Below are 4,413 nucleotides of genomic sequence, written 5' to 3' on the forward strand. Positions count from 1 at the left end.
GAACCCGGAAGCTAAGACTCGCAGCGCCGATGGTACTGCAGGGGCGACCCTGTGGGAGAGTAGGACACCGCCGGACAACCATTCCAGAAGAGCCGCCCAGAGATGGGCGGCTCTTCTGGGTTCACCGGACGATGCATGGCGTGCTCCACGCAGGCAACCCCGGCGCGCTCGTCGGAGTGCGCGCCTACGCTGGGGCGATGGGCAACCGACTCGCGACGGCGCTGAGCCCGTACCTCCGTGCTCACGCCGACAACCCCGTCGACTGGTATCCGTGGGGCGACGCCGCCTTCGAGGAAGCCCGCCGGCGTGACGTCCCGGTGATGATCTCGATCGGCTACGCCACGTGCCACTGGTGTCACGTCATGGCGCGCGAGAGCTTCAGCGACGCGTCCATCGCGGCGCTGCTCGAGGAGCACTTCGTCTCGATCAAGGTCGATCGCGAGGAGCATCGCGAGGTCGACGCGAGCTACCTGGCCGCGGCCTCCGCATTCACGAAGCAGCTCGGGTGGCCGCTCACCGTGTTCGCCCGACCCGACGGACGGGCCTTCTACGCCGGAACGTACTTCCCGCCGCGCGCCCATCCCGGCATTCCGGCCTTCCGCGACGTGCTCGACGCCGTCGCCGAGGCGTGGCGGGAGCGCCGCGACGAACTCGACCGCACGGCGGAGGCGGTGGGCGAGGCGATCGCCGCGGCATCCGTCGCCCGCATGGACGGAGACCTGCCCGCCCGGGCGGCGATCGAGGCGGCGGCGGCCCTGCTCGCTGCCGACGAGGATGCCGTGCACGGCGGGTTCGGTTCGGCTCCGAAGTTCCCCGTGGCCCCGGTGCTCGGCTTCCTCGCCGTGGCGGGCTCCGACCACCGTGAACTCGTCGTCCGCACGATGAGGAAGATGGGGGCGTCGCCGCTCCGCGATCCCGTCGAGGGAGGATTCTTCCGCTACGCGACGCGCGCGGACTGGAGCGAACCGCATTACGAGCGCATGCTCACCGACAACGCGCTCCTCCTCGAGGTCGCTGCCGACCTCGCGACGGCCGGCGATCGGCCGGCGTTCCTCGACGACCTCGGAGCAGGAGTCGTCTCGTTCCTGGTCGAGCGGATGCAGCTTCCCGAGGGCGGATTCGCGGCGGCGCAGGACTCAGAGAGCGTGATCGACGGCCGGCGCGACGAGGGCGGCTACTACCGCCGGGACGCCGCGGGTCGGGCCGAGCTCGAGCCGCCGGCGCTCGACGCGAAGCTCCTGACCGGATGGAACGGTCTCGCCATCGGTGCGCTCGCCCGAGCCGGACAGGTGTTCGAGGATGACCGCGCGATCGCCGCCGCGCGTCGCGCGGCGGACCGGCTCCTCGCCGAACACCGGCGGGCCGACGGCACGCTCGTCCGCGCCTCCCTCGCCGGTCGGGCGTCGAGCGCGCCGGCCACGCTCGAGGACACGGGCATGTTCGCCGGGGGGCTCGTGCGGCTCGCCGCGGCGACCGGCGAGGCGGGGTACGCGGTCGCGGCGCGTGAGCTCGTCGACGCCGCGGCCGAGGCGGCGAGGAAGGAGACGTCGCGTGCGGCGGTGTTCGCGGCGCCGGGCGGCGGGGATCCGGTGCTCGCCGCGCGCGGACTCGGCTTCGCCGACGAGCCGGCCGAGGGCGCGGCGCCGTCCGGGCTCACGGCGTGCGCCGACGCCGCATGGCGGTTGGCCGCGCTGGGTGCGGGCGACCGGTACCGCGAGCTCGCCGAGGCGGCCATGCGGTCGGTCGCCGGCATCGCGCCGACCCGGCCGATCGCGTTCGGCGGCGCGCTCGGCGTCATGGCGAGGCTCGTCGCTCCGCTCGTGCAGCTCGTCGTGGTCGTGCCCGATGCCGCGGCCGGCACGTCGAGCGATGGCGGCGACGCACCGCCGCTCGCGTCCGCGACCGAGCTCCTCGCCGAGGCACGGCGGCAGGCGGCATCCGTCACCGCGATCGTGACCGAGACGCAGGCCGCCGCCTTCGCCGACGCGGGGTTCGAGCTCTTCGAGGCGCGCCCGGCCCGCGACGGCACCGCCACGGCGTACCGGTGCCGCTCGTTCGTCTGCGCACTCCCCGTGACGACGGCCGCCGAGCTGCGCGACCTCGCCGTCGGCTGACGCCTCCACGGCGACCTACGATGGTCGCATGCCCGCCCCCGCAGCCCGACCGGCCTCCATCGTCGCGGCGATCGCCGCCGACGTCGTCCTCGTCGTCGTCTTCGCGGCGATCGGCCGCGCCAGCCACGACGAGTCCGTCGATGCCGCCGGGGTGTGGGCCACGGCGTGGCCGTTCCTCGTCGGGCTCGCGGTGGGATGGATCGCGGTGCGCGGCTGGCGCCGTCCGCTGGCCGTCCGGTCCACCGGCGTCGCGTCCTGGCTGGCGACGGTCATCGTCGGCATGCTGCTCAGGCTCGCCACCGGCGCGGGCGCCGCGGTCGCGTTCGTGATCGTCGCGACCGTCACGCTCGCCCTGTTCCTCCTGGGCTGGCGCGCCGTCGCCGCGCTCGCGCGACGGTCCCGGTCGCGCGCACGTCGCGACGCGGCGGTCGCCCCGTGAACCCGATCGCCTGGCTGTTCGACGCCCAGCTGGTCATCGGCGACCAGGTGATCCTCTGGCGCGAGATCGTCGGCAACGCCTTCGGCCTGGCGTCGGCGGTGGGCGGTCTCCGTCGCAAGGTGTGGGCGTGGCCCGTCGGCATCATCGGCAACGCACTGCTCTTCACCGTGTTCCTCGGCGCGGTCTTCGGCACCCCGAACCCGGTGAACCTGCTCGGGCAGGCGGCACGGCAGGTCATGTTCATCGTCGTGTCGATCTACGGCTGGATCCAGTGGTCGCGGAACCGCCACGGCGATGCGTCGGCGCCGGCCGTGACGCCGCGCTGGGCGACCGGGCGCGAACGCGCGCTCCTCATCGTGCTCCTCGTCGGCGGCACGCTCGCCCTGACGCCGATCTTCCGTGCGCTCGGATCGTTCGAGCCCGTGTGGGCGGACGCCTGGATCTTCGTCGGCTCCCTCCTCGCGACGTGGGGCATGGCCCGAGGGTGGACCGAGTTCTGGCTGATCTGGGTCGCCGTCGACATCGTCGGCGTCCCGCTGCTCGTGAGCGCCGGGTACTACGCCTCCGCGCTGCTCTACCTGTTCTACGGCGCGTTCACGCTCGTCGGGTTCATCACGTGGATGCGCGTGCAGCGGCGAGCGGATGCCGCGAGCGAGGCGGCCGCGGCCTGATGCGCGCGTCGCCGGCCGGGCGAACGGCCCGCACCGCGGCCGACCTGCCGGCTCCCGGCTCACCAGGCGGTGGGCACCCGCCCGAGCATGCTCCAGACGGCCGAACTGAGTTCGGGGTGGTCGAGCGCGATCTCGCGCAGGACCTCGAACTCGAAGCGCTCGGCGGCGCCGCGGCGCGCGGTCGGGTGGTACGCCCGCGCCCGCGCGGGGCTCCACCGTTCGGAATGCAGCCGCTCCTCCCGGAGGGTGGCGACGACCTGCTCGTCGACCGACGGCAGCTCGGGGAGGAACGCCCACGGGTCCTCGCCGAGCCGACAGCGCAGCTCGATGAGCGCGGAGAGTTCGTCTCGTGCGTCCTGTCGCAGGCGCTCGAGCGTGGTCGGCTCTGCCATGTGCGACCTCCCCTCGCTCGTTCGATCGTAACCGACGCTACCCAGCCCGTGTGTCGCGCGGGTTACACGCGCCCGCCGGGCGTGGACGGCCGATGACGGGCGGATGACGGACGGACGACCTGGCGGGGACGGCTGGTTGAATGGAGCGGTGAGCACACCAGCGGACCGGTCCGTCTCGGCACCCGGACCGGCGGAGGACGACGACGCCGTCGCGGCCCTCGCGGTCGACCTCCGCGCAGCCGGGTACTCGGTCGCGGCCATCGAGGCGCTCTGGGAGCGCGGTGCGGCCGAGTCGTCCACGCACCCCGGTGCGGCGCTCCGGCGGGGCCATCGCGTGCCGGCCCTGCGGGCGCTCGATCACGTCGCGCCCGACGAGCGCGACCTCGCGACGCTCGTCCGGTGCTTCGTGCTCGGCATGCCCGTGGCATCCGCCGACCTGGCCGTGGCGCTGCGCACCCTGGGCCTCGACCGCGCCGCAGGGCTCGGCCTCGTGCGGATCGCGGACGATCGAGCCGTGCCGCTCATGGACCTCCGGCCGTACGCGTTCGCCGACGCGGCCGGTGCGGGGGAGTGGTGGATCGCGTCGGACCCCGGCGAGCTCGCGACGGGCGGGCCGTTGCCCGAGGAGTACGTGCTCGGCGTGGGAGGGGCGTCGATGACGCTGAGCGGATTGCTGCTGCAACGACCGACCGCGACGACCTTCGACCTCGGAACGGGGTGGGGTCTGCTGCACGAGTAGGTGACATCTGAGTTGGCTTGTCCTGCGGGACGGGCTGGAAGGATGTCATCGTGCCCAA

Annotated in this window: 5 protein-coding genes and 1 rRNA gene; 5 read left to right on the plus strand and 1 reads right to left on the minus strand. The window is 73.7% G+C overall.

The features are described from left to right. The 4 genes from rrf to pnuC all read left to right on the plus strand — a co-directional run. Positions 1-76, plus strand: a 5S ribosomal RNA gene (gene rrf / locus ACQ393_RS17490); the annotation flags it as partial. A gap of 121 nt (positions 77-197) precedes the next feature. Next, positions 198-2,114, plus strand: coding sequence for a thioredoxin domain-containing protein (locus ACQ393_RS17495; RefSeq protein ID WP_430648135.1), 1,917 nt, complete (start codon positions 198-200; stop codon positions 2,112-2,114). Between the two features lie 28 nt (positions 2,115-2,142). After that, positions 2,143-2,553 carry a DUF3054 domain-containing protein gene (locus tag ACQ393_RS17500; protein WP_430648136.1) on the plus strand — a complete coding sequence of 137 codons (411 nt, stop codon included), beginning with the start codon at positions 2,143-2,145 and terminating at the stop codon, positions 2,551-2,553. Then, entirely contained in the window at positions 2,550-3,224 is a 675-nt protein-coding gene (gene pnuC / locus ACQ393_RS17505) for a nicotinamide riboside transporter PnuC (RefSeq protein WP_430648137.1), read from the plus strand. Before ACQ393_RS17500 ends, pnuC begins: the two co-directional genes overlap by 4 nt. A gap of 59 nt (positions 3,225-3,283) precedes the next feature. Here the strand turns inward: pnuC and ACQ393_RS17510 are convergent, their stop codons facing one another. Continuing rightward, complete coding sequence (locus ACQ393_RS17510; protein ID WP_430648138.1) at positions 3,284-3,616, minus strand: hypothetical protein; 333 nt, start codon at positions 3,614-3,616, stop codon at positions 3,284-3,286. Between the two features lie 148 nt (positions 3,617-3,764). Here ACQ393_RS17510 and ACQ393_RS17515 point away from each other — a divergent pair, with 148 nt between their 5' ends. Then, positions 3,765-4,355 carry a DUF7059 domain-containing protein gene (locus tag ACQ393_RS17515; RefSeq protein ID WP_430648139.1) on the plus strand — a complete coding sequence of 197 codons (591 nt, stop codon included), beginning with the start codon at positions 3,765-3,767 and terminating at the stop codon, positions 4,353-4,355. Positions 4,356-4,413: the final 58 nt, after the last annotated feature.

Origin of the sequence: Agromyces sp. GXS1127 (assembly GCF_050565425.1) — a bacterium.
GTDB lineage: Bacteria > Actinomycetota > Actinomycetes > Actinomycetales > Microbacteriaceae > Agromyces.